The organism is Mucilaginibacter sp. cycad4 (assembly GCF_034263275.1).
In the GTDB taxonomy this organism is placed as follows: domain Bacteria; phylum Bacteroidota; class Bacteroidia; order Sphingobacteriales; family Sphingobacteriaceae; genus Mucilaginibacter.
Window position 1 is genome coordinate 5,662,541 of sequence record NZ_CP139559.1, and the last position, 24,277, is coordinate 5,686,817.

Annotated in this window: 22 protein-coding genes; 14 read left to right on the forward strand and 8 right to left on the reverse strand. The window is 42.7% G+C overall.

Going from position 1 to position 24,277, the window contains the following annotated elements:
• Positions 1-132: 132 nt before the first annotated feature.
• Complete coding sequence (locus SNE26_RS23155) at positions 133-2,034, reverse strand: 7TM diverse intracellular signaling domain-containing protein (protein WP_321556240.1); 1,902 nt, start codon at positions 2,032-2,034, stop codon at positions 133-135.
• Between the two features lie 533 nt (positions 2,035-2,567).
• Between SNE26_RS23155 and modA the strand changes: the two genes are divergently transcribed.
• The 4 genes from modA to SNE26_RS23175 all read left to right on the forward strand — a co-directional run bounded on the left by modA (position 2,568) and on the right by SNE26_RS23175 (position 5,286).
• Positions 2,568-3,344 carry a molybdate ABC transporter substrate-binding protein gene (gene modA / locus SNE26_RS23160; RefSeq protein ID WP_321556241.1) on the forward strand — a complete coding sequence of 259 codons (777 nt, stop codon included), beginning with the start codon at positions 2,568-2,570 and terminating at the stop codon, positions 3,342-3,344.
• 15 nt (positions 3,345-3,359) lie between these two features.
• Entirely contained in the window at positions 3,360-4,031 is a 672-nt protein-coding gene (gene modB / locus SNE26_RS23165) for a molybdate ABC transporter permease subunit (protein WP_321556242.1), read from the forward strand.
• Positions 4,028-4,660, forward strand: a complete 633-nt coding sequence (locus SNE26_RS23170) for an ATP-binding cassette domain-containing protein (protein WP_321556243.1) — start codon at positions 4,028-4,030, stop codon at positions 4,658-4,660. Before modB ends, SNE26_RS23170 begins: the two co-directional genes overlap by 4 nt.
• Before the next feature lie 140 nt (positions 4,661-4,800).
• Positions 4,801-5,286, forward strand: a complete 486-nt coding sequence (locus tag SNE26_RS23175; RefSeq protein ID WP_321556244.1) for a hypothetical protein — start codon at positions 4,801-4,803, stop codon at positions 5,284-5,286.
• Positions 5,287-5,981: 695 nt separating this feature from the next.
• On the opposite strand, the gene SNE26_RS23180 is transcribed toward SNE26_RS23175, so the two are convergent.
• The 3 genes from SNE26_RS23180 to SNE26_RS23190 all read right to left on the reverse strand — a co-directional run bounded on the left by SNE26_RS23180 (position 5,982) and on the right by SNE26_RS23190 (position 8,130).
• Entirely contained in the window at positions 5,982-6,611 is a 630-nt protein-coding gene (locus tag SNE26_RS23180) for a hypothetical protein (RefSeq protein ID WP_091174856.1), read from the reverse strand.
• Positions 6,612-6,731: 120 nt separating this feature from the next.
• Positions 6,732-7,010: a NifU family protein gene (locus SNE26_RS23185; RefSeq protein ID WP_112568188.1), complete on the reverse strand. Its 279-nt coding sequence runs from the start codon at positions 7,008-7,010 to the stop codon at positions 6,732-6,734.
• Between the two features lie 31 nt (positions 7,011-7,041).
• Entirely contained in the window at positions 7,042-8,130 is a 1,089-nt protein-coding gene (locus tag SNE26_RS23190) for an Mrp/NBP35 family ATP-binding protein (protein WP_321556245.1), read from the reverse strand.
• 115 nt (positions 8,131-8,245) lie between these two features.
• Here SNE26_RS23190 and SNE26_RS23195 point away from each other — a divergent pair, with 115 nt between their 5' ends.
• The 7 genes from SNE26_RS23195 to SNE26_RS23225 all read left to right on the forward strand — a co-directional run bounded on the left by SNE26_RS23195 (position 8,246) and on the right by SNE26_RS23225 (position 17,678).
• Positions 8,246-10,501, forward strand: a complete 2,256-nt coding sequence (locus SNE26_RS23195) for a transglycosylase domain-containing protein (RefSeq protein WP_321556246.1) — start codon at positions 8,246-8,248, stop codon at positions 10,499-10,501.
• Positions 10,502-10,824: 323 nt separating this feature from the next.
• The gene (locus SNE26_RS23200; RefSeq protein WP_321556247.1) at positions 10,825-11,451 is read left to right on the forward strand and encodes a LysE family translocator; all 627 of its coding nucleotides are present in this window, start codon (positions 10,825-10,827) and stop codon (positions 11,449-11,451) included.
• A 185-nt stretch (positions 11,452-11,636) separates the two neighbouring features.
• On the forward strand, positions 11,637-12,017 hold the full coding sequence (locus SNE26_RS23205) for a hypothetical protein (protein WP_321554927.1): 381 nt from the start codon (positions 11,637-11,639) through the stop codon (positions 12,015-12,017).
• A gap of 29 nt (positions 12,018-12,046) precedes the next feature.
• Entirely contained in the window at positions 12,047-12,922 is an 876-nt protein-coding gene (locus SNE26_RS23210) for an IS3 family transposase (RefSeq protein ID WP_321554928.1), read from the forward strand.
• Between the two features lie 644 nt (positions 12,923-13,566).
• A complete protein-coding gene (locus tag SNE26_RS23215; RefSeq protein ID WP_321556248.1) occupies positions 13,567-15,444 on the forward strand; it encodes a glycoside hydrolase family 30 beta sandwich domain-containing protein in 1,878 nt (625 codons plus the stop codon).
• Positions 15,445-15,485: 41 nt separating this feature from the next.
• Positions 15,486-16,718 carry a family 16 glycosylhydrolase gene (locus SNE26_RS23220; RefSeq protein ID WP_321556249.1) on the forward strand — a complete coding sequence of 411 codons (1,233 nt, stop codon included), beginning with the start codon at positions 15,486-15,488 and terminating at the stop codon, positions 16,716-16,718.
• Positions 16,719-16,784: 66 nt separating this feature from the next.
• The gene (locus SNE26_RS23225) at positions 16,785-17,678 is read left to right on the forward strand and encodes a hypothetical protein (RefSeq protein WP_321556250.1); all 894 of its coding nucleotides are present in this window, start codon (positions 16,785-16,787) and stop codon (positions 17,676-17,678) included.
• Positions 17,679-18,051: 373 nt separating this feature from the next.
• On the opposite strand, the gene SNE26_RS23230 is transcribed toward SNE26_RS23225, so the two are convergent.
• The 4 genes from SNE26_RS23230 to SNE26_RS23245 are packed head-to-tail and all read right to left on the reverse strand — an operon-like array spanning position 18,052 to position 21,259.
• The gene (locus SNE26_RS23230) at positions 18,052-18,882 is read right to left on the reverse strand and encodes an MlaD family protein (RefSeq protein WP_321556251.1); all 831 of its coding nucleotides are present in this window, start codon (positions 18,880-18,882) and stop codon (positions 18,052-18,054) included.
• Positions 18,879-19,670: an ATP-binding cassette domain-containing protein gene (locus SNE26_RS23235; RefSeq protein ID WP_321556252.1), complete on the reverse strand. Its 792-nt coding sequence runs from the start codon at positions 19,668-19,670 to the stop codon at positions 18,879-18,881. Before SNE26_RS23235 ends, SNE26_RS23230 begins: the two co-directional genes overlap by 4 nt.
• Before the next feature lies 1 nt (position 19,671).
• Positions 19,672-20,514 carry an ABC transporter permease gene (locus tag SNE26_RS23240; protein WP_321556253.1) on the reverse strand — a complete coding sequence of 281 codons (843 nt, stop codon included), beginning with the start codon at positions 20,512-20,514 and terminating at the stop codon, positions 19,672-19,674.
• Positions 20,515-20,548: 34 nt separating this feature from the next.
• Positions 20,549-21,259, reverse strand: coding sequence for a pirin family protein (locus SNE26_RS23245; protein WP_321556254.1), 711 nt, complete (start codon positions 21,257-21,259; stop codon positions 20,549-20,551).
• 83 nt (positions 21,260-21,342) lie between these two features.
• Between SNE26_RS23245 and SNE26_RS23250 the strand changes: the two genes are divergently transcribed.
• The 3 genes from SNE26_RS23250 to SNE26_RS23260 are packed head-to-tail and all read left to right on the forward strand — an operon-like array spanning position 21,343 to position 24,106.
• Positions 21,343-21,999: an oxidoreductase gene (locus SNE26_RS23250; RefSeq protein ID WP_321556255.1), complete on the forward strand. Its 657-nt coding sequence runs from the start codon at positions 21,343-21,345 to the stop codon at positions 21,997-21,999.
• Entirely contained in the window at positions 21,996-23,861 is a 1,866-nt protein-coding gene (locus tag SNE26_RS23255) for an ABC-F family ATP-binding cassette domain-containing protein (RefSeq protein ID WP_321556256.1), read from the forward strand. The genes SNE26_RS23250 and SNE26_RS23255 overlap by 4 nt, the downstream gene beginning before the upstream one ends.
• On the forward strand, positions 23,861-24,106 hold the full coding sequence (locus tag SNE26_RS23260; protein ID WP_321556257.1) for a hypothetical protein: 246 nt from the start codon (positions 23,861-23,863) through the stop codon (positions 24,104-24,106). Before SNE26_RS23255 ends, SNE26_RS23260 begins: the two co-directional genes overlap by 1 nt.
• Positions 24,107-24,277: the final 171 nt, after the last annotated feature.

Genomic DNA, 24,277 nt, shown 5'->3' on the forward strand with positions numbered 1-24,277 from the left:
TGTTTAAACATGTATGTTTAGCCATGCAATTGTAAACAGATAATTATTCCGGTTAAAATGGAAATGAATATTTTGTCTTCGGGGTATCGTTACATACACACGTGGGGAATTTTGCCTGACTTTATGCTCCTGTTAGGCATTCATGTCAATCACTAATTTACTCCACCCTTTATTTCCCGCGTTTTTGATCTCTTTTTTTCGCTGCTCCATTACTTTTTTAATGCGCGAGCTGTAAGCCCAGCAGGTGCTTTGACGGATAGAAAGAATTTCGGAAAGTTTATGTGATGAGATCTTGCCCTTGGTCGAATACATCAGGAAGATCATATAAAAAGCTTTGTTGATGGGGATCCGGGTATTTTGCAATATCGTATAAGCTATCACCGACTCCTCATACCCACATTTTGAACACCGGCGGCTGTAAGGGAGGTGCCCGCTGCCATAATGGGTATTGGCACATTTGCGGCAGGCATAGCCATGTTCCCATTTCAGGTCGGACAGGAATTTGAAACAGGTTTCCCTGTCGGGATAAATACGGCTAAACTCTTCAAAGTCAACTTCGGTAAGCATCACCCTATCGTGGGTAACCTTTTCAATATCATTATGCAGGATGATGTTATCTTTTTCGAGCAGCACATTCATGCGCGAGATCTCTTCGGCCTGTTGCTGCAAAAGTTCATTAACCGATTTAAGCTCCTCGTTTTGCTCGGCTATCATCGACGATTTTTCAACCAGCTCGCGGGTGCGTTCCTGTACCTGGGCTTCAAGGCTGCGGTTCAGGGTATCTTTCAGTTCTTCGTTTTGTTTCATCTGGGCTATAATATCCTGCTGGGCAATATCCTTTTCTTTTTTCAGGATGCGTACCTTATCGCCTATAGCAAAAGAGATGAACAGCATCTCCATAATAAAACAAACACTCAGGCTGTAATAATCAAACTCGGTAACGGGCAGCCACCAGATATTTAGTGCTATGCAGCTTTTAATCACAAAGCCGGTAAGTAAAAACGTATATCCGATAACAAAGAACCGTGCCGGCTTATACCCTTTTATCAATACATAGCACCCCGCATAAAAAGAAATGCACAGCGGCAAAAACTCGATGATCTTGTAATTAAACCAGGCCATATTAATGGTAAGGCAGGCCAGGAAATAAATGCACCTGAAAATGATCACCCCTTTGATCACTTTATTTAAGCGCGGGGCATTAACTTTTAAATTGAGCAGGCTTTGTGCAAAAAGGATGGCAAAAATACTGGCCGAGAACAGGGCGATACCATAGGCATAATTGTTCCAGCCGGGATAGTTAGGCCAGATATACTGGTAAGCTATACCATCGGCACACATTTCATAAAGGCCGATACTAAGGTTATAAATGATGTAATACAGGTATTGCACCTGGCGCATGGCTATGAACATCATGAAATTGTACAGCCCAAAAACCAGGATCATCCCATAAAAAACACCAAAGAAAAAATATTCATCAAGCGCATAACCAATAAAGCGGCTTACGGTGCGCAATACCATGATCACATTAACCGAATGCCCCGAACGGATGCGGATATAATAAACATCATCGGGTCCCTGATTGCTGTTGATATTAAAGCTAAAGTTTTTGTGTTTGTAAAAGCGCGCAGCAAAAGGGCGGCGGCTGCCAAGCGATATTGCCCGGTAAGTACGTTTAAGGGGTGAATAAACGGTAATGCTGTCAATAGTTTGATCAAAAAACTCCAGGATCCAGTTGTTGGTGGTGGCATTGGCCTTGCCAATTTTTATGCGGTACCAATAAGCCGAATTGTTATGACGGGTAACCGGGGTAGGTTCCTGGTTAGCCGCGAATTTGCCTGCTAAATAAGCCGCCTGAACACCGTCGAGGCCAATTTTCCCGGTTGTATCCTCAAAATAAACTATTTGCTTATACTCAAAAATGTGCTGGTTTACCTTGTCGTTTATTTGAACCGCAGTTTGCGCTATGCCTGTTGAAAAGCATAAGCAAAGCATCATAATACCGATAAAAGATCTCAGTAAAAGTTTAAACATAGGCTCGGGAAATGGATGTATTCCGCACCTGTAATGGTGGTTTCACTACAGGCGCGAAAGAAATGGTTGTTTGGTTAGCGTCAGGCCGGATACAATTATAATATTTTTATTTTTCTATTCCTATTAAAAGTACATTATACAGTTATTTAAAATGTTAATTTTTAGCTATTTGTTGTTAATATATAGGAATTACCATCCATGAGCAGCCACCGGGCCGCCTGGCAAAGCGTGTAAGGCGATTTTTTTATCCATTTTTAAATATTGCCGGCTAAAAACACCCATGCAATAGCGATAAATGGGGCGAACAAATTATTCTCATCAGGAGTACTTTTAAACCAGGGCATACAGGGATTGACAGCTTTATTAAATGGGGTTGTTTGATGGCTGAACATGACTAATATATGAACCGGGAATGGCTATAACAAGCGTATATTTGTAGTGTTGGTGGTATCAAAACATCGCTTTTTAAAAATAATGATGTGCTTCAATACCAAAACAAAACTGTTGCCCGCAAGCCAAAAACTATAAAACCTATGCAAAGCGAACATTACAATACCAGGCTAATAAAAAGCATATTCTTTTTATCAGCCCTGCTGTTTACAGCAAGTTTAACCGTCAATGCCCAGAATATCCGGGTTGCGGCCGCTGCCAACCTGCAGCCGGTAATGGAAGTTTTACAAAAAGATTTTAAGCAAAAAACAGGTATCACTATTGACGCCGTTATTGGTTCATCGGGCAAGCTGGTAGCGCAGATCAGCAATGGAGCTCCATTTGATGTGTTTTTATCGGCTGATATGGGCTTTCCGGAAACTTTGTTTAAAAATGGTTTCGCCAAGGAAAAGCCGGTAGTATACGCTTCCGGCAGCCTGATCATTTGCAGTACGCAAAACATAGGTTTTGAAAACTGGGAACGCCTGCTGCTGTCGGCCCGGGTAAAAAAAATAGCTGTAGCCAACCCTGCTATTGCGCCATACGGTAAAGCCGCAGAACAATCACTACAGGATAAAGGGGTTTTGGATGATGCCAAACCGAAGATCGTTTACGGCGAAAGCATATCGCAGGTAAATACTTACATTACCACAGGTGTGGCCGATATTGGTTTCACAACTCAATCGCTGGTAAAAGAATTAGGAGATAAAACACCGCTATTTTATAAGATCATCGACCCCAAAACTTACGACCCGATACTGCAGGGCATCGTGATCCTGAAACATGGTGCGGATAATCCTGCGGCCGGAAAGTTTTACCGGTACATTTTAAGCCCGGCAGCTAAAAGTATTTTTAGAGCCTATGGTTATAGGGTGCAATAATTTGTATTTTTATCGATGGACCTATCGCCCATATGGCTCACATTAAAATTAGCAGGTATTACTACGCTTTTGCTGCTGCTTGCCGGGCTGCCATTTGCGTGGTGGCTTTCAAGGGGAAGGTCGTTTTTTAAGATCATTATCGAGGCAATTATTACCATGCCTTTGGTGTTGCCGCCATCGGTACTCGGGTTTTATTTGCTACTGGCTTTTAGTCCGCAGCATGGTTTAGGGAAATGGCTGCATGATACTTTTGACGTACAACTGGTTTTTTCCTTTCCGGGATTGATCCTCGCCTCGGTAATTTATAGTATGCCATTTATGGTTGGGCCGGTAAAATCTGCTCTGCAACAGTTGCCGGGTTCATTAGCCGAAGCATCCTACACATTGGGTAAAACCGAATGGCAAACTTTCCGATATGTATTACTGCCCAATATCAAACCATCATTATTAACCGCCGCGGTTTTAACCTTTGCCCATACCCTGGGCGAGTTTGGCGTTGTGCTCATGATTGGCGGTAATATCCCCGGCGTTACAAGAGTGGCGTCCATCGCGGTGTACGATTCGGTAGAGAAGATGGACTATGCCTCGGCCAACAACTATTCGCTTATTTTATTTTCCATCACTTTTGTGTTGGTGATAGCTGTTTTTATGTTCAATAAATACCAGGCGAAAGGCCCTTTAGCATGATCAGCATCGATATTGAAGTAAAACTGAAAGCCTATCATGGCGGACAATTGCTGAAGATAAAACGGCTGTTTGTTTCCGGCAGTATTACCAAAATTTTAGGGCCTTCGGGATCCGGAAAAACTACACTGCTTAAAATGATAGCCGGTCTGTCATTGCCCCAAAAAGGGAAGATCACAGCGGACGGTGTTACCTGGTTTAATGATGAACAACAGATCAATTTATCGCCGCAAAAAAGACGCGTCGGCTTCGTATTTCAAAACTACGCCCTGTTCCCAAACATGACGGTGCAACAGCACCTGGAATATGCAACGAATGATGCTGACTGGATAAAACAGCTACTGCAGTTGGGACAATTGGATAACTTTACCACTCACAAACCCGATCACTTATCTGGCGGGCAACAACAGCGCCTGGCCATTTTAAGGGCGCTGGCCATCAAACCCAAGCTGCTTTTGATGGATGAGCCATTTTCTGCGCTGGACAGTAAGATGAAAACTTTACTGATGGAAGAACTTAAGCCGCTAATTAGGCAACTGGGTGCCACAACAATTATTGTAAGTCATAATTTGCAGGAGTTGGAAGCATTTGATGGAGAGGTGATGAATTTTGAGGAACTGCTTGGATATTAAAATTTTTCAGTTGTTGTGACCGGCCAAACATGCTTTCAGCTAAACCTTTTCTAAAAGCCATTTACTACACCCGGCCCTGTAACAATTTCTGTTACGTACTATCCAATACACAAAAAACCTTTATCTAAACCTCGTTTACTATGAAATCCAGTAAAAAAACACTTTTTATAGCAATTGGATTGCTTCTGATCATTGTCGTATTCAAGAATACAACGTTTAGTTATAATAAAACAGAATCAAGTTACAGCACTATAGCAAGCTGGCCGGAAGAGGTTAAAAAATATTCAACAAAAGATGGAAAAGGAAACCGCGGCGATCTATCTATAATTGTGTTACTTAAAAAGGATACTCTTTACAAAGAAATTAGTAAAACCAAGCCAATTGTCATCACTGTAAATTCGTTAGAAACTGGAGCCTTATGGGTGCCTCTTTATAAATCAATTGATTATACTGCCGTCGGAGCCCTAACTGATATCCGATCAAAAGTTCCGGTGCAGCTTACCACCATGGGCCATGTTTCTATGACCGGAAATTATTCGAGCAAACAAGCAAAGGCTATGATCAATAAAGATGTGGCCGAAAGTTTTGTAAAGGAAATAAAGAACCATTTTTATCCGGTTCAATAGCTAAGTAACAATGGCAGAATGTTCACAAAAAGCGAAATAATAAAATCTTAATTACTTACCACTCCTATCTCCGGCCGTTGTTGGTGTTGTCACCAACAACTTTACGCCCAGTAATAACGAACTTGTGAATGAGGCCACGTCATCATGTGTTTTTATCGGCATAAAAGAATATTAGGATTGTTGGTGACAACACCACAGGTGTTCGGGAGAAATAAAAAAGTGCGGGATTGTGCGATTCCCTCCCTTGGGAGCTACTGTGTGTACACATCTTTTAAATTCTATCAATAATTGAAAAAAATGTCATTTCGAACGAACCTGGTGGGAGAATTCGCGCGCAGGGGGTGAGGAGAAATCTTCTACGCCCTGCTTTTATAAGTATGATTGTAGAGCCTAATGTAGAAGATTTCTCTTTCGCCCCACTTCTTAGCCCACCCCTGCTCAATCGAAATGACATTTTCTTTTATTTAAAAGATGTGTACACACCGTAGCCTCTGGGAGGGTGTAAGGAGGGGTTTCGACGACAGACTTATCTGCTTTAATGACGCATAAACCCCTCCCTGCCATTACACAACTCTGCCGCACCCCTCCCCAAGGAGGGAATTAAAAATGTTCCGAACACCTATGGTGACAACACAAACAATGGCAGCGAAGCAACAACGATAGTGGTTCAGCCCAAACGATTAATAAAATCTTAATTACTTACTGCTCTTATCCCCGTCAGATATCGATTTGATGAGGCTACCCCATGCCAGCGGGTTTAACAATGGATTGGGAGTAAGGGAATGCGAATTAAGGATGCTGGTGTGCATAGCCTGCGCATTGGCCGATTGTATTTCCTGGGCATCGCGGGGTAAAGTATTGTACAGCGCTGAAAGGGTTGCCTTGCTGATGTTTTTGCGGGCAATCTCCAAATCGTCATCAGCAAGCTTTATAGCCAGGAAATCTTTTTTAAACTCATCGGTAGTGGCCCATGGAAACACGTGAAATGTAGGCAGGTTGATGATCTGCGCTTTCAGGGATACCTGGGTAGTATAACTTTCATTTGGCAAATTGGATGGGATAACCACAGTAACCGGGGCATAGCCAACACAGGTAAACCGCAAGGTATCACGCTCATGTACTACAAACGAAAAATACCCTTTGTAGTTTGATACGTTGATAATGTTATGTGCCGAAGTATTGGTAATGGTTACATAAGGGATAGTGATCTTTACGCTATCGGCATTATGTGTGATGCCTGTAAACTGCACAACGGGGCGGTCTTTGCTTTGTGCAAAAGCGCCCATTGAAACAAATAACAGCAGTAAACCAAATAAATATTTCATAAAACCATTAACTACTTAGCTCAACATATATTACGCTGCGAGGGCTAAAATAGTTTTTAAACTTCATCAAAAATAAGTCATATCCCCTAATTGAACCGGGGATTTAACATTACTTAACAACTACCTTAAATTTTCGGGAAGCACGGCATTAGGGTCATCAATGTCCGTTAGGTTTATGGCCTCAATAGCGGTAACTTCGGGCACAGCTTTTTTAATGGCCTGCTCAATACCGGCTTTAAGGGTCATGATGCTCATTGGGCATGATCCGCATGATCCCAATAGCTTTAATTTAACAACACCTTCAGGAGTTATCTCCTCAACAGAAACATTCCCCCCATCAGCCTCCAAATACGGACGGATAGTATCTAAAGCTGCTTCAACCTGATTTAATAAACTCATTTTTATTAATTTATAACGTTATGTAAAGTTATTAATTATTTACAATATTTTCTGCACTCAATGCTTTGGCATTTGATATGGCCACCTGCTGGGCAACACGCTCGGCCATCTTCACAAAAGCAGCAGTCATAGGGCCGTCTTCTTCAAGCACGGTTGGCTTGCCCGCATCGCCCGAATCACTGATGCCTTTAATCAACGGGATCTCGCCCAAAAACGGAACATCAAGCTGCGCCGCCAGTTTTTGGCCCCCTCCTTTACCAAATATGTAATACTTGTTTTCGGGCAGCTCGGCCGGTGTAAAGTACGACATGTTTTCAACCACGCCCAGTATAGGCACATTAATAGCAGGCATCATAAACATACCAATACCCTTCTTTGCATCGGCAAGCGCCACGTTTTGCGGCGTGGTAACAATTACAGCACCCGTTACCGGGAAGCTTTGCGTTACCGTGATGTGGATATCGCCGGTGCCCGGAGGCAGGTCGATCACCAGGTAATCCAGCTCGCCCCAGTCAGCATCATTGAACAGTTGTTTTACAGCGGTTGATACCATAGGCCCGCGCCATGGCACCGGCTGGTTAGGGTCGGTAAAGAAACCGATAGATAGCAATTTAATGCCATATTTCTCAATCGGCTCAATCCGGGTCTTGCCGTCAACCTGGCTGGCCATTGGACGTGCGCCCTCTAAACCGAACATGATAGGTACCGAAGGCCCGTAAATATCGGCATCGATCATCCCCACTTTAGCCCCTGATTTTGCCAAACCTAAAGCCAGGTTTGCCGCCACGGTTGATTTACCAACGCCTCCTTTGCCCGAAGCTACGGCAATGATATTTTTTACGCCCGGAACCCCGGTGTTTTTTTGCGAAGTAACACGCGAGGTCATGTTAATATTAATAACGGCCTCTTTGCTTACAAAATGCAGGATAGCATTACGGCAGGCATTCTCAATCATGGCCTTGAGCGGGCATGCCGGTGTGGTCAGGATCACCGAGAAGCTCACGTTGTTGCCATCGATATGAATATCCTGGATCATGTTGAGCGTAACCAGGTCTTTTTTCAAATCCGGCTCTTCAACATTGCCCAGTGCCTGTAAAACTTGTTCTTTAGTAATTGTCATAATATGAGGCAAATTTATGAAAACAGGTCGTTGATTGAGTTTATCAGGAAACAATTTGCAAAAACAACCGTTTGCAGGGGATAAGATTTAGTTTAGTTTTGGATAAAATTAACAAATGAAGCGCCTTAATCCTAAATATATACGCATAGCCGCATACATTCTCGTTCCCTTAATTCTTATTCTGCTTACCGGCGGATATGTTGCCTACTCAAAACGCGGGGCCCTGCTCGAAAAAGCCATTGACAAAGCTAAATTAAAAGCAAAGAGGGATTATAATTTAGATGTAAAAATAGGATCGGCAAAGTTTACGGGCCTCAGCACCGTTTCATTCTCGGATATCAGCATCGTACCGGATGGCCGCGATAGTTTGCTGAACATCAAAAACTTTGTGGTAAGTGTAAGGATAATGCCGCTGGTGCTTGGTGAGGTAAAACTATCAGATGTGGTATTGCAGGATGGCTTCATTAGCCTTGTTAATAAAAACGGCGTTAAGAATTTCGATTCCCTTTTCAAAAAGAAAAAGGATTCGACAGCCACCGATACCAAAGCCGATTTGAGCCATCTTGCCGATAACCTGATCAACCAATTGCTTTATAAGATCCCGGATAACTTATCGCTCCATAACTTCATGATCAGTTTTAAGAGCGATACCGACCAGCTCAAACTTTTAGCGCAAACAGCCCTGATCAAAGACGGGCAGCTGAGCTCGACCATAAAGGTTAATGATGGGGAAGCCACCTGGCATTTTGCCGGCAAAATGCACCCTTCGGATAAGGATATCGACGTAATGCTTTATGCCGATAACCATCAAAAAGTGGAACTGCCTATCATCGAAAAGAAATTTAACCTGAAGCTTAATTTTGATACCCTGCAAACTAAACTGACCGAGGAAGATCACAGCAGCGGGGAAACCAGGATCTCCGGCTCATGGTCGGTTAAAAACCTGCTTATTCGCCATCCGGGCATTTCGTCTACCGATATTGTACTCCCCGCGGCCGCTATTGATGCCGATGTTAAAGTAGGCACTAATTACATATCTATCGATAGTACTTCGCTCATCCATATAAAAAAATTAACCGCGCACCCATACATTAAATACACGCTTAACCCGGTAAAAATTTATGAGCTGAAACTCAATACCGGCTGGCTTAATGCGGCTGATATTTTCGATTCGTTCCCTACGGGGATGTTTGATGCGCTTGACGGCATCCAGGTTGCCGGCAAGTTGAATTACCACATGAATTTTTACATGGATTCATCAAAGCCCGACGATTTGATATTTGATTCGGGCATGGATAAAGATAACTTCCGGATCCTGAAATTTGGACGTACCGATTTAACCAGGCTTAACAGCCCCTTTGTATATACACCATATGAAAAGGGCAAACCAATGGCCCCACACCTGATAGGCCCCGAAAACCCGGAGTTTACTCCGCTGCAGCAGATCTCGCCCAATTTGAGAAATGCGGTAATGACAGCCGAAGATCCATCTTTTTATACCAATCATGGTTTTGTAATGGAGGCCATTCGCAAATCAATAGTTACTGATTTTAAAACCAAGAAATATAAACGCGGCGGCAGCGGTATATCGCAGCAGCTGGTTAAAAACGCCTACCTGAGCCGGGAGAAAACCCTGTCGCGCAAAATAGAGGAGATCCTGATTGTATGGCTTATTGAAAATAACCGCATCATGACCAAAGACAGGATGCTGGAGGTTTACTTTAATATTATTGAATGGGGCCGCAATATTTACGGTATTGGTGAGGCCGCGCATTATTACTTTGGCAAATCGCCGTCCGAACTTAGCCTTGGCGAAAGTATTTACCTGGCCAGCATTGTCCCCTACCCTAAAGGCGGTTTGTACGCTTTTCAGCCTGATGGTACCTTACGACCGGGACTGCATGGTTATTTTAACCTGATTGGTAAACTGATGGCTATGAAGGGATATACCGCCCGCGATACCAACGCCTATGGATTTTACGAAGTACGGTTAAGAGAAGGCCTGCGCCGCCAGATTGCCCCTGTTGATACTGCTACTGCCGATAGCCTGATGAAACAGGGCGGGGCAGACGACGACGGCATTTTACCTGTTATTGAAGAGCCGGTAAAAAAGCCTAACTTTTTCCAGCGCCTTTTTGGTAAAAAAGATACCACCGAAGAAAAGGCCGAAGAAAAATTGAAACAAAAAGAGCAATCTATCAAAGACCAGCTCAAAGCCCAGATAGAGGCACTAAAAGCTGAATACAAAATAAAGATTGACGCCGTTGATACTACCGGCGGCCGGACACGAAAAGAAGTACGGCAGGAGAAGCGGCGTTTAAGGAATGAAGAAGATGAGAAGGAAAAGGAATTGAAAGATAAGATGCCGTAAAAGCTTTTCATGGATAATGTTACTCCAGGTGTCCTCTTCAGTCAATAAGTAGCCTGGTGTCTTCGGGGAAATCGCGGTTAAAACATTGTAGAAGAATTAAAAGCGGATAAGCGAAATTTTTACACACTAATTTTTCCGAATTACACGAATGTTTAATATAGAAAGAATTTTAATTCGATTAATTGTGGCATACAGGCAAGGTAATTTGTGTGAAAATTTCTCTCTGCGATTTCTTCTAATAACCACAATTATTTAAAAGCGGTTTCCCTGATGATGTCCTGTTTAATTCCTGAAATCAGGCCTGATTTTCTTACTTTTGCCGTATGGGTATCATTAACTTAACGGCTTTTTTGATCGCATCTTTCCTGTTCATTATTTCACCAGGCATCGATACTATTTTTATCCTGAATAAATCAATAGCACAAGGACATAAATCTGGTATTTATGCAACATTGGGGATAACTACCGGTGTGTTGGTACACACTACCCTGGCTGCATTTGGTTTGTCGTTGCTATTATCCCAATCGGCTATGGCGTTTAGCTTTGTTAAATTTTGCGGCGCTGCGTACCTGGTTTATCTTGGCATCGCTAAGCTTTTTTCAAAAGAGAGCATTGTGAAATCTGCAGGGCCGGCCCTGCAGACTTCTGTTAAAAAAACATATCTGTCTGCCGTGTTCACAAATGTGCTTAACCCCAAAGTAGCTATCTTTTTCCTGGCATTTTTTCCGCAGTTTATTAAACCGGCTTATATCAGCACCGCCACACCATTTATTTTCCTGGGAAGCATCTACGCATTGATAACCTTGTTGTGGTTTATGATGCTCACTTTTTTTTCAGGCGCGTTTTCGTCCAAAATCCGTTCAAATCCTTCCATTAGCACCTGGCTTAATAAATTCTCGGCCATAGCTTTTATTTTGATGGGCATAAAAATAGCATTCACTAAACGATAATATCGCCGTTTTAAATCTATTCAAGCCTAAATATACCTGCGCATATATAGCCTTCGCTATTACCTTTTTGGCGCAAGTCTTGTGCGGCTGGCACGAGGGATGATGACTTGTGCCTTATGCAAAAATTAAAATTAATACGATACCCTGTCTTGTCCTAAAATAGGTTTACACAACAGTAAACAAAAATGGAAAGATATTCAAAAGTGTATGGCAGCAAATGGCAAAGCCAGTACAGCGAGGAGTTTAAGCGTAAAGTTTGTCAAGAATATTTAGAAGGTCAGGAAAGCCGAACAACGATTGAAAGGAAATACAAATTAGGCAATAGCCGTATTGCGTTTTGGCTCAAATCATTCGGATTGGAGATGAAGAAAACAATTTATGTATCTTCGAATGATATGCCAACCAAGAAAGATCAGGATGTCCCGGCCGAAAACAGCGCATCAATTAAGTTATTAAAAAAGCAACTTGAAGATGCATTGCTGGAGAAGGAGCTTTATCGTAAAATGATAGAAGTGGCCGAAAGAGATCTTAAGATCAATATCCGAAAAAAGTCCGATACCAAGTAATCCGTGAGATTAAAGACAGCTACCCTGGGATGAGCCTGGTGAAGTGCTGTTGTTTACTTGGAGTTACCCGGCAGGCCTATTACCAGCATTTTTGGGAGACAGAAGCGATAAGCTTTGAGCAGGAAATATTATTAAATGAGGTCCGGGCAATAAGGGCCATACATCCGATTATTGGCGGTAAAAAACTCTATGTTTTGCTGCAGCCTTTTTTGCTTGAGCACCGGATAAAAATGGGCAGGGATGCGCTTTTTGATCTGCTTGCTGCTCACTACTTGTTAGTTAGAAAGAAAAGGCGGCGCATACATACTACTCAATCTTTTCATTGGCTAAGAAAATATCCTAATTGCATAAGAGAAATTATTCCGACTAAAGTGAACGAAATATGGGTGTCAGATATCACTTACTACAGGACAAAGAAGGGATTCGTTTATATCAGTTTTATAACGGATGCCTATAGTAAAAAGATCGTCGGCTATCATGCCGCTGATACACTGGATGCAGTTCACACACTTAGTGCTTTACAAATGGCCATTAAAGAAAGTGACCAGCCTTTGACTGGCTTAATACATCATTCAGACAGAGGTGTTCAGTACTGTAGCTATGATTATGTAAAGCTATTACAGGACAATGAAATAATCATCAGCATGACCGAAAACGGAGACCCTTTAGAGAACGCAGTAGCGGAACGGATAAATGGAATAATGAAACAGGAGTACCTGGAACATCATATACTTAATGATAAAAACCAGGTTATGGAACTTTTAGCTAAGTCTGTAAACACTTATAATAAGCTAAGGCCTCACATGAGTTGCAATATGCTTACACCTGAGATCGTACATCAAAATAACCTATCTGTACAGCGAAATTGGAAAAGTTATTATAATTCAAAAAATGTCAATCTGTAAACCTATTTTAGGACTAATCAATAATGTAAACCTATAGCAGGATTAATCAATTAAACTGTAAACTTATTTTAGGACGATACACCCCCTTTTTGGCGCAAGTCTTGTGCGGCTGGCACGAGGGATGATGACTTGTGCCTTCTGCAAAATTAAAATTAATACGATACCCCAACCTCTAACGGTACCGTCCTAAAAAAGTTTACAGATCTATTCAAGGCTAAATATACCTGCGCATATATAGCCTTCGCTATTACTCCCTCTCTTTTTCCTTAAAATTAATTGTGAAGCAAGCGTATCACAAAAAAAATTTCATTGCAACAGAAACGTTGCACAGGCCACTTAAACTAATTTTTGCCCTTTTAAACACTGTGATGCAAGCGTATTGAATTATACATAATGCATTATAAATCAATTAATTACGAACATTTTTCTTGATTAATCCGTTTAAATTACTGTAGATTTGTACTGCCAATTTTAAGCTACATGTAATCCCTATTCATGGAAAACAGTATCGGAGGGGCGTATTTGCCCTGAACAATACTTTGATATTCTTAAGCAACAGTTAAATATTGTTACAAATATTGAATTGCTGTATAGGGGTTTATGTTATATTTTTTTGAATATCAATCAACTAAATAAACAACTCAATGAAAATCAATTACCAGTTAAAGCGGTTCGCAGTCCTCACCCTGCTTTCCACCGCTGCTTTTTACTCCTGTAAAAAGAATGTAAACAACAACGAAGCTCCTGATCAAAAAACAAGCGGCACCGTGGCCCGGGCCGCAAATGAAGTAGTGAACGCCTGGGTTACCACTGCCGATCAATCACAGCTTTTACAGGCGCAAACCAGTTTTAATTTTGCTGCCGATGCCGGTACTAATGCAACAACCATTACGGTAGACGAAAACCAAACCTACCAGGGGATAGACGGTTTCGGCTTTACCTTAACCGGGGGCAGTGCCGGGCTGCTTAACGGCCTCGGCGCTAACCAAACTAATGTGCTTAACGAGCTTTTTGGTACGGCTGCAGGCCAAATCGGGATCAGCTATATCCGGATCAGCATCGGTGCTTCCGATCTAAGTTCAAGCGACTTTACCTACAACCAAACCGCCGGCGACTTTAACATGAACAATTTCAGCATCAGTGCCGAAAACCAGGACCTGCTCCCCATTCTGAAAAAGATCATCGCCATAAACCCATCCATCAAAATCATAGCTACCCCGTGGACTGCCCCTACCTGGATGAAGGTGAACACCACAGGCAATAACGGCTATACCGGCGGCAGTCTCAATACGGCAGCAGGTTATTATGATGCTTACGCCCACTATTTTGTAAAATATCTGCAGGCCATGCAGGCCCAGGGAATTACCATTGATGCCATTACCCCTCAAAATGAACCGCTTAACCCGTACAATAACCCAAGTATGGTGATGCAGCCGAATGAGCAGGCCAATTTTATTAAAAACAACCTCGGCCCGCAGATCCGGGCGGCAGGTTTTCAAACCAGGATCATTGCCTATGACCACAATACCGACAGGATTGATTATCCTGAAACTGTACTGGCAGATGGTGGCGCTAATCCTTATGTAGACGGCTCGGCCTTTCACCTGTATGCGGGCAATATCAGCTCGCTAACCGATGTGCATAACGCCTATCCAAATAAAAACGTTTATTTCACCGAACAATGGGTAGGTGCCCCAAGCAATTTTGGCGGCGATTTGTCATGGCATGTTAACACGCTCATTATTGGTGCTACCCGCAACTGGAGCCGCAACGTTTTAGAGTGGAACCTTGCTGCCGATCCAAACAACAACCCGCATACACCGGGCGGTTGCAGTACCTGTTTGGGCGGGATCACTGTTAGCGGTACTTCTATTACCCGCAATGTTGGTTATTACATTATCGGCCATGCATCGCGTTTTGTACGGCCGGGAGCTGTGCGGATTGCCTCCAATTTATCGGGCAGTATCCAAAACGTGGCATTCAAAAACTCCGACGGCAGCAAGGTGCTTATCGCACTAAATAATGGTTCATCAAGCACCAGCTTCAAAGTAAAATGGGGCGCGGAATCATTTACCTACACGCTGGCAGCCGGTGCAGTTGCAACCTTTAAATGGACCGGCACTCAAAGTTCAGCATCAGGGCCGCCCATCGGTTCAACTATCACTCTCAAAGGCTTTAATAACCTGTACGTAAGCAGCGAAAACGGCACGCAGGCCATGAACTGTAACCGTCCTACCGCATCGGCCTGGGAACAATTTACCGTGGTTGATGCAGGCGCAGGCAAAATAGCTCTGAAAGCCATGAATAAATATGTATCGTCAGAAAACGGAACACAGGCCATAACCTGCAACCGCACAACCTTTGGCGACTGGGAAAAATTTGACTGGGTCCCCACAACCGACGGCAAAGTTACCCTCAGGGGCAATAACGGCAAATTCATATCGAGCGAAAACGGCACACAAGCCATGACCTGTACCCGTGCAACAGCATCGGGCTGGGAAGCTTTTGGCGTGAACCAATAATTACTTCCGAAACCAATTAATTATTTACCAATACTATCATTATGAAACAACTTTTAAATTTTGCGAAGAGTGCCGCTACTGCATCGGCATTAATGCTTTTAATTTCGTCGTGCAGCAAGGACCTGAACAAAACGTCACCCGCCATTAAAACAGGCGACGAACAATCGGGTAGTTCAAGCACCACACCAAGAGCAGGTACCCTACTCTGGAGCGATGAGTTTAACGGCACCAGCGTTAACACCAACAACTGGAACATTGATAACGGCAACCCCGGTGTTAATAACGAAAAAGAATATTACCAATCGGCAAACGCCACGGTATCAGGCGGTTTCCTTACCATTACTGCCCGAAAGCAAACTGTTGGAGGCCAGCCCTATACATCAGCCAAATTGACTACAGCAGGTAAATTCCAGCCTACTTACGGTCGTATTGAGGCAAGCATTAAGCTGCCGGCAGTACAAGGTACATGGCCGGCGTTCTGGATGCTGGGCGCAAACATTGGTACTGTAAACTGGCCGCAATGCGGCGAAATTGACATTATGGAGCAGGTTAACACCTCCAATACCATTTTGGGCACTATGCATTGGTACAACAACGGCGGTCATGTACAATACGGCGGCAGCACTACCACAACGCCAACAGGTTTTCATACCTACGCGGTTGAGTGGGATACCAATTCTATTCGCTGGTATGTGGATAATACGCTGTATGTAACCGGTAATATTGCCAATAATATCAACAATACCGGCGCATTTCATAATCCGTTCTTTATTATCCTTAACCTGGCTATCGGCGGCGATTTACCTGGTAATACCATTAACGATGGCGCATTACCATGCAACATGGTGGTTGATTATGTAAGGGTTTATGACCTGTCGGGCAGCGGTACCACACCTCCAATAGGCCAAACCATTACTTTAAAAGGTTTTAATAACCAATATGTTAGCGGTGAAAACGGTACGCAAGCCATGAATTGTAACCGTGCTACAGCATCGGCATGGGAGCAATTTACTGTAGTTGATGCCGGAGGTGGTAAAGTTGCTTTAAGGAGCATGAGCAAATATGTGAGCAGCGAAAACGGTACACAGGCTATTACCTGTAACCGCACTACCATAGGCGACTGGGAAAAATTTGACTGGGTCGCCACTACTGATGGTAAAGTTACCTTCAGGGGCAATAATGGCAAATTCATCTCAAGTGAAAACGGTACGCAACCCATGACCTGTACCCGCACTACGGCATCGGGCTGGGAAGCTTTTGGCGTAAACCAATAATTTAAAATGATATATTTAGCCTGCCCTTTTTATAGGGGCAGGCTTCCTTTTTGATCTAATCTACCCATGAAAAAATTTACCGCCTTTTGCTTTTTATGGCTGATGACAGGCCTGCGTACATTATATGCCCAATCGGGCGGGAGCAAATTGGAGTTTAATATCACCGATGGTTATCAGTGCGAAAATTTTCACTGGTCGATAGCCGGTAATAGTAACGGACAAAACCCCAACGTTTTTTCGGAGCTGAAATGGACAAAGCTCGGCGGACAAAGTGTTGCTGCTTCATTACAGTGGAACTTATACCAAAATTTTTCTTTTTATGCCGATTATACCCGGCAGTTCATAACTTCTGGTAAGGTAAATGATGCTGATTACAGCGCCGATAACCGCAGCAATAATACTTACAACGAAACTTTTGATGCGGGTAAAGGATATACGCAAGGCTGGGCCCTTGGAGCAGGCTATAAATTGATTGATAATGAACGATTTAGCTTTAGCCCTTACGCAGGCTATACCGATAGCCGGCAATCGCTTTATTTATACAATAGTGATAACCGTTTTCCGGGCTTAAACAGCAGCTACCAAACCAAATGGAAAGGCGTATTCATTAAAGCCATTGCATCTTTAAAATTGATTAAAAAACTGAAGTTTAATGCCGATGTCAGCTACAACCAGGTAAGTTATAATGCCCGGGGCAACTGGAACCTCATCACCACTTTTCAGCACCCGGTTAGCTATCGTCACCATGCCAATGGATATGGGTTAAATATGAATGGTGCATTGGGTTACGCCATTACCAAATGCGTAGCTATTCAGGCCGGGGCCGGATACCTGCATTGGCAAACCGGTAATGGTACTGATGAACTTTATCTCAACAGCGGCGAGGTGGACAAAACGCAGATGAACGGGGCGTACAGGAATGGATTTAGGGTGTTTGGTGGGTTGAGGGTCTCTTTTTAATTATTCCAAAATCGCCGGCGTTCGGCTTCATATTTTTTTTAATAATTTGTATTACAGTTAATTAACTTATTTATACATCGAGCAGGAGGCCGGTTAATAGCTAACGTAACTATAGCCCGCCGAAAAGGTTCCACGTGGCACATTGGTGCAACAACCAATTAGATGGACATGAATTAAGTATTTATCTTTCTTTTAAATACTGGCACTTGTAAGCGGTAATTTTTGAAAATAACATCAATGCCGACAGGGACAGTACTGATTATACGCCGACGGTTATTAACCTAACTTCAAAATATAAGCTGAATATTAAAATGACACCTTCACCATGTCATTGCAATAGTGATATTAAATTAACTATCTTATTATCAATAAGTTAATTATTTTCCTTCTGCTTATCTGCTGCCTCCTTAGCAGCTTTTTCCTTTTGTTTCTGAGCTTCTTTAGCAGCTTTTTCTTTATCTTCTTTAATCTGCTCCCGGGCCTTTTTAATACTATCCTGCCTTTGTTGTTCGCGTTTCTTTTTTTTGTTGAAGAATCCCCTTAATAAAAAGTTGTGTTGAGCAGCGGTTAAATCTTCATTAAGGGTATTGGTTGTAGAATGAACAGTTTTGATAGTGGTTTGAGCTTGTTTAACGGTTCCTTCCAGGTCGCGGGCCATTTTATCGCTGTTCAGCAAACGGCCTATGCTTCCCTGTCCCTTGTTGATTTTGGCAACAATGCCAGTTAAGTTTTCTGTTAGCGATTCTGCATTGTCGGCTACACGGGTAAGCTTATTGATGATCCTGTCCACATCAACCGGATTTATCGAACTTAATTTGCCGCCATCTTCTATCTCTTCATGACTTATAATACCGCCGGGTGCTATTACAACCAACTTATCTCCCATCAAACCATCGCTGCCTATGCTTAACTTTGAATCTTTCTTGATAAACTTTTTAACGCTTTTATTCAGCGTAAGGTCAACCCGTACCGAACTATCGGTCACTATATTAATAGATTGTACCACTCCCACGTTAATACCGGCAAAGCGTACATTGTTGCCCACCTGCAGGCCGCTCACATTTTTAAACCGTCCGTACACATGAAAGGTTGAGTTGAACAGGCTTTTTTGGTTGCCTATTAAAAATATAGCCACCAACAGCACTGCTAACCCTAAAAAGGTGAACAGGCCTATTTTTATTTTTTGCGAGGATGTGGTTTTCATGCTTGTACGTTAAAAAATGATCTGACCATTTCATTGTCCGATTTTTCGAGCTCTTTATACGAGCCCTCGGCTATATATTTACCATCATCCATTACCAGGATCCGGTCGGCCGTAATGCGGGCACACTCCATATCGTGGGTAATAATAACGGATGATATTTCATACTTGCGTTGCAGCCGGTTGATCAACTCACTGATCTCGCGGGATGTTATTGGATCAAGCCCGGTGGTAGGTTCATCATACAACATAATTTCGGGGTTAACGATCAATGTACGGGCCAGACCTACCCTCTTCCGCATCCCGCCCGACAGATCTGACGGCATTTTATCTATGGCATCAAGCAAACCCACGGCATCCAATACCCCTTCAACCTTTTTATTAATTTCTTTCTGGTCTTTCAGCTTCAATACCCTTGTAAGCGGAAACTCCAGGTTATCCCTTACCGTCATGGAATCATACAGCGCGCCTCCCTGAAAAAGGAAACCAATCTTTATCCTAAGCTGTTTAAGCTCATCATCGTCCATCGTGGTAACATCTTCACCAAATACTTCCAGGCTACCGCCATCGGGCTGTAACATACCTACAACGCATTGTATGGTAACCGATTTACCCTGCCCCGATTTTCCCAACACTACAATATTCTCACCCTTTTTCAGGTCGAAACTGATATCTTTAAGCACCTGCTTTTTACCAAAGGATTTTTTTATCCCCCTGGCACGGATCACCACTTCTTCTTTTTGGGTCGATGGTTCCTTTTCGGCTTCAGTATGCTGGTTTGTTTCTTTCATCTTATTTATAAAATAACAAACTGGTGATCTGAACGGCTATGGCATCAATAATAAAAATCCACAATGAGGCAGTTACCACGGCCGAGTTTGCGGCTACGCCTACACTCTCCGTGCCCTTATCCGAGTGATAACCTTTATAACATCCCACAAAACCAACCGCAAATCCAAAAAGCACCGTTTTAGCAACAGCCGGAAGAAAGTCGGTAAAATCGAGCGAGGCTATACATTTATTGAAGTAAAGGGAAAAGCTGATACTATCAGTAAAGTTGAGTGCCAGGAAGCCGCCAAAAAGCCCTATAGCATCGCCTATAACGGTTAGCAGCGGAATCATAAAGCTGGTGGCCAGTATACGTGTTACCACCAGGTATTGGACGGGGTTTGCACCTGATACTTCCATAGCATCAATCTGTTCGGTAACTTTCATACTGCCCAACTCGGCGCCAATGCTTGAAGCTATTTTGCCTGCACAGATGATAGCGGTGATCACAGGCCCTATTTCACGTACCAGTGATACCGAAAGGGTTTTAGGCAGCATACTCTCGGCACCAAGCTCAACCAGCGATGGCCTGAGCTGCAAAATAAGCACCAGCCCCATAATAAAGGAGGTAATACCCACCAGCATCATAGACCGGTAGCCTATTTCATAGCATTGCCTTACAAACTCCGACCATTCAAAGCCGCCGGTAAATATATTGCGGAAAAAACGTGTGAAGAACAATACATAGTCGCCCATGCCTTCCAGCCATTTCCTCCATCCGCTTAGTTCCTGCTGTGCTTCCATCAGTGAATCATAAATAATAGTAAACAACAACAAAGCAATGCTCAATTGTTTTTGAACTTTCAATAATATTCACTTTATGGACTCAGGTAAGTACTGATTATGACATCGGTACGTCAATGATCAGGAAACGGGATGGCTCTTCGGCTATAATTGTAAGTGAACTTGTATCATAAACGCCCAGTGCATCTTTTTTGTTTAAAACCTGGTTGTTTATTTTAGCCGCTCCATCCAACACAAACACGTAAGCGCCATTGCCTTTGGTTTTAATATCATAATTTATTGTTTGCCCCGCTTCAAACTCCCCTATCGAAAATGTGGCATCCTGGTTTATCCAAAGGGTGTCTTCACTTTTTCGCGGCGAGATCAGCGTAGTGAGCTCATTTAATTTAAAACGGTCTTTAAAACTCATCTGGTCATAACGTGGCTGGATATTCCTTTCTTTAGGAAAAAGCCAGATCTGCAGTGTATTTGCCGCTTCTTTATGCGATGCATTGTATTCTGAGTGATATACACCGGTACCGGCCGACATAACCTGTACCTCTCCTGCTTTTACCACACCAGTATTGCCCATACTGTCTTTATGTTCCAGTCCGCCGCTTAAAGGTATAGTGATGATCTCCATATTATCATGCGGGTGGCTGCCAAAACCACGGCCAGCGGCAATAATATCATCATTTAATACGCGCAATGCACCAAAATTCATTTTTTCGGGATTATAATAGGAAGCAAAGCTGAAGGAAAAGTTTGCTTTTAACCAGCCGATATCATTATGTCCGCGTTCTGCTTCGGGATAAAATATTGTTTTCATGTTACTTTATAATTATATGTTTAAACACACAATATTCATTCCACAATTTAATTATGCGTATTTTTGCGGAAAATCAATAAGCAATGGCCAAAAAAGCTGTAATTGCAGGCTCAAGCGGACTTATTGGCAGTCATCTCCTGCAAATTTTATTGGAACAAGCCTATTATGATGAAGTTTTAATCCTGGTCAGAAAAAAGCTGCCACTTCAGCATCATAAATTAACACAGCTTGTTATTGACTTTGAACAGCCCGAAACATACAAAAATGAGCTGACCGGCCACGCTTTGTTTTGTTGCTTGGGATCGACAAAAAAGAAAACGCCTGATTTGGCTGTCTATCGCAAGATAGATCATGATTATCCGTTATTACTGGCGCAATTAGCCAGGCAAAACGGAGTTGAGCAATATCATTTGGTATCGTCGATAGGGGCCGACATAAATGGTGTTAACTTCTATACCAAAACTAAAGGAGAAACCGAGGCCGATATAACAGCTGCAGGCATTTCCACTGTTCATATTTACAGGCCATCTTTTTTAGCCGGCGACAGGCAGGAAAGCAGGCCAATGGAAAAGTTTGTAAACGGCTTAATGAAGGTTATAAATCCGCTGCTTTTTGGCAGATGGAAAAAATATCAAAGCATTGAGGCATCTGCAGTTGCCAGGGCCATGTATAAACAATCAATAAAAAACGCGGCTGGTGTATTTATATACGAGTCGGATAAAATAAAACAACTATCGTGAGTACTTATCTTTCTGCCGAGAACCTTGGCCATCAATTTCATGACAACTGGTTATTTAAAAATGTAACCATAGGTATTAATCGCGGCCGTAAGGTTGCACTTGTAGGCGTTAATGGTGCCGGCAAATCAACCCTTTTAAAAATATTAGGCGGTACTATAAAACCAACCGAAGGTAAAGTAGTGCAAGCCCGCGACCTTAACATGGGTTACCTGGAACAGGATCCAAACTTTAAAAACGCGGTTACCATCAGCGATTATATTTTCCATGCCGATGATGTGCAGCAGCAACTCATCCGCAGGTACGAGGAACTGATGGAGAACGATCCGGAAAACACCAAAGCCATTGAAAAGATCATGGAAGAGATGAGCGAGGTTGACGCCTGGGAATATGAATATAAGATCAAAACGATTTTAGGCCGGTTAGATATCCATCATCTTAATCAGCATATCACTACCCTATCGGGCGGACAAAAGAAACGCTTGGCCTTAGCCAAGCTGCTTATTGAAGACCCTGAAGTTTATATTTTGGATGAGCCTACTAACCACCTGGATATTGATACGATAGAATGGCTGGAGAAATTACTGACCGAAGGCAACAAAACTATACTCATGGTTACGCACGACAGGTATTTCCTGGATAATGTATGTAACGAGATTTTAGAGATTGATCGCGGTAAGATTCAACCGTACAACGGCAGCTACGGTTATTACCTTGAAAAGAAAGCCGAGCGTGAAGCAGCGGATGAAGCTTCTTTCCAAAAAAACTCAAACCTGTTAAGGAAAGAGTTGGAATGGATGCGCCGCCAGCCCCAGGCCCGCGGTACCAAATCAAAAGCACGCATTGATGCCTATTATGATCTGGAAGAAAAAACAAAGAACGGCGGGATCCGCGACAAAGTTGAACTAAGCGTTAAAACAGCGCGCCAGGGCAACAAGATCATGGAAATGGATCACCTCTACAAATCGTTTAACGGTAACACCTACATCAATAACTTCAGTTATATATTTAAAAAAGGCGACAGGATAGGTTTGGCCGGTAAAAATGGCAGCGGTAAATCTACGCTGCTTAATATCATAACCGGCGCGCTGCAACCTGATCAGGGAACCGTAGTAAAAGGCGAAACCACTGTAATAGGGTACTTTCACCAGGCAGGCATCACGTTTAAAGAAGACGAACGTGTAATTGATATTGTAAAGAACGTTGCAGAGTTTATCACCATGGCCGATGGTAAAACCATTTCGGCCTCTGCCCTGCTCACCCTGTTCCTCTTCCCTCCTGCCAAGCAATATGGTTTTATATCAAAACTAAGCGGTGGTGAAAAGAAACGCCTGCAATTGATGAGCATCCTGATGAAGAACCCTAACTTCCTGATCCTGGATGAGCCTACCAACGATCTGGATATCGATACATTAAACGTATTGGAAGAGTTTTTAACCAACTACGGCGGTGTATTGATGATGGTATCGCACGACAGGTACCTGTTAGATAAGCTAACAGACCAGCTTTTCATTATGGAAGAAAAAGGCCATGTACGCATCTTTAATGGCAACTATTCATCATACAGGCTCGAACTGGAAGAAGCGAAACAACAAGCTAAAAAACCAGCTCCCGCAGTGCAAACGCAAACCCCGGCAGTTAAAAAAAGCAAATTAAGCTTCAAGGAAACAAAGGAATTGGAAGGGATTGAAGGCGAGATCAACGCCATTGAAGCTAATATCAAGGATAAAAACGAACAATTAAACGCTTCCGGTATCGACCCTAAAAGGCTTGATGAAATACTAAAACAAATTGAGGTTTTAAACAAACAACTGGACGATAAAAGCGCCCGTTGGATGGAACTAACCGAGCTAAACGAAGGATAATGAAAGTATCAGATATTATAGCATCAGTAGGGGTAATTATACTTTTAATAGCATTTCTGTTAAATTTAACTAAGAAACTACCTACTGAAAGCAAGCTTTACAGCCTTTTAAATCTTATAGGCGCAGGTACATGCTGCTATGCATCATACATGGTAAGCTTTTACCCTTTTGTGGTATTGGAAGGCGTTTGGGGTTTTGTAGCTTTAATATCATTATTCAGGGTTCCACGTGGAACATCTGCTTAATTGAGGTAATTTTGTAGCTAAGTCTGAAATTCCAAGCAGTAAGTGGAAAGTCACTTACGGAGGAAATATCAGCATAAAATAAAATTAAAGTTCCACGTGGAACTTTAATTTATCGAAATTTTAAGCTTATATATTAAGCCTTAAAACCCGAGACTAAGAATTTAAATTAAC

What these genes read in the sequence shown, in the direction of transcription:
- SNE26_RS23155 (WP_321556240.1), bottom strand. Translation starts at nt 2,034, where the DNA reads ATGTTTAAACTTTTACTGAGATCTTTTATCGGTATTATGATGCTTTGC.
- modA (WP_321556241.1), top strand. Translation starts at nt 2,568, where the DNA reads ATGCAAAGCGAACATTACAATACCAGGCTAATAAAAAGCATATTCTTT.
- modB (WP_321556242.1), top strand. Translation starts at nt 3,360, where the DNA reads ATGGACCTATCGCCCATATGGCTCACATTAAAATTAGCAGGTATTACT.
- SNE26_RS23170 (WP_321556243.1), top strand. Translation starts at nt 4,028, where the DNA reads ATGATCAGCATCGATATTGAAGTAAAACTGAAAGCCTATCATGGCGGA.
- SNE26_RS23175 (WP_321556244.1), top strand. Translation starts at nt 4,801, where the DNA reads ATGAAATCCAGTAAAAAAACACTTTTTATAGCAATTGGATTGCTTCTG.
- SNE26_RS23180 (WP_091174856.1), bottom strand. Translation starts at nt 6,611, where the DNA reads ATGAAATATTTATTTGGTTTACTGCTGTTATTTGTTTCAATGGGCGCT.
- SNE26_RS23185 (WP_112568188.1), bottom strand. Translation starts at nt 7,010, where the DNA reads ATGAGTTTATTAAATCAGGTTGAAGCAGCTTTAGATACTATCCGTCCG.
- SNE26_RS23190 (WP_321556245.1), bottom strand. Translation starts at nt 8,130, where the DNA reads ATGACAATTACTAAAGAACAAGTTTTACAGGCACTGGGCAATGTTGAA.
- SNE26_RS23195 (WP_321556246.1), top strand. Translation starts at nt 8,246, where the DNA reads ATGAAGCGCCTTAATCCTAAATATATACGCATAGCCGCATACATTCTC.
- SNE26_RS23200 (WP_321556247.1), top strand. Translation starts at nt 10,825, where the DNA reads ATGGGTATCATTAACTTAACGGCTTTTTTGATCGCATCTTTCCTGTTC.
- SNE26_RS23205 (WP_321554927.1), top strand. Translation starts at nt 11,637, where the DNA reads ATGGAAAGATATTCAAAAGTGTATGGCAGCAAATGGCAAAGCCAGTAC.
- SNE26_RS23210 (WP_321554928.1), top strand. Translation starts at nt 12,047, where the DNA reads ATGAGCCTGGTGAAGTGCTGTTGTTTACTTGGAGTTACCCGGCAGGCC.
- SNE26_RS23215 (WP_321556248.1), top strand. Translation starts at nt 13,567, where the DNA reads ATGAAAATCAATTACCAGTTAAAGCGGTTCGCAGTCCTCACCCTGCTT.
- SNE26_RS23220 (WP_321556249.1), top strand. Translation starts at nt 15,486, where the DNA reads ATGAAACAACTTTTAAATTTTGCGAAGAGTGCCGCTACTGCATCGGCA.
- SNE26_RS23225 (WP_321556250.1), top strand. Translation starts at nt 16,785, where the DNA reads ATGAAAAAATTTACCGCCTTTTGCTTTTTATGGCTGATGACAGGCCTG.
- SNE26_RS23230 (WP_321556251.1), bottom strand. Translation starts at nt 18,882, where the DNA reads ATGAAAACCACATCCTCGCAAAAAATAAAAATAGGCCTGTTCACCTTT.
- SNE26_RS23235 (WP_321556252.1), bottom strand. Translation starts at nt 19,670, where the DNA reads ATGAAAGAAACAAACCAGCATACTGAAGCCGAAAAGGAACCATCGACC.
- SNE26_RS23245 (WP_321556254.1), bottom strand. Translation starts at nt 21,259, where the DNA reads ATGAAAACAATATTTTATCCCGAAGCAGAACGCGGACATAATGATATC.
- SNE26_RS23250 (WP_321556255.1), top strand. Translation starts at nt 21,343, where the DNA reads ATGGCCAAAAAAGCTGTAATTGCAGGCTCAAGCGGACTTATTGGCAGT.
- SNE26_RS23260 (WP_321556257.1), top strand. Translation starts at nt 23,861, where the DNA reads ATGAAAGTATCAGATATTATAGCATCAGTAGGGGTAATTATACTTTTA.